Below are 340 nucleotides of genomic sequence, written 5' to 3' on the forward strand. Positions count from 1 at the left end.
GAACTGGTTAAGCGTTTAAGTGAGTTAAAAGCCTCAGCAGCTAATAAACACTTTAAAAAAGGGTTAGCAATTGGATCAGACCAAGTCGCTGTGTTTAACAATCAAATTTTAGGTAAACCGCACAATAAACAAAATGCTCTAAAACAACTAAATTTATTTAGCGGTAATACTGTAACATTTTTAACTGGGCTTTGTGTTTACGATATTGTAACTGGAACAAAAAAAACCTGCGTAGAACCTTTTAATGTGACGTTTAAAACCCTAAGTGATGCACAAATTAGTGCTTATTGCGACGCAGAGCAGCCTTATAACTGTGCTGGCAGCTTTAAAAGTGAAGGGT

At 35.9% G+C, this 340-nt stretch carries 1 protein-coding gene; it reads left to right on the forward strand.

Translation table 11 applies throughout. The features are described from left to right. A partial coding sequence (locus AAEY83_RS13465) for a Maf family protein (RefSeq protein ID WP_351059553.1) occupies positions 1 to 340 on the forward strand: 340 nt, incomplete at both ends.

Origin of the sequence: Psychrobacter sp. TB20-MNA-CIBAN-0197 (assembly GCF_040309765.1) — a bacterium.
Lineage (GTDB): Bacteria > Pseudomonadota > Gammaproteobacteria > Pseudomonadales > Moraxellaceae > Psychrobacter > Psychrobacter submarinus.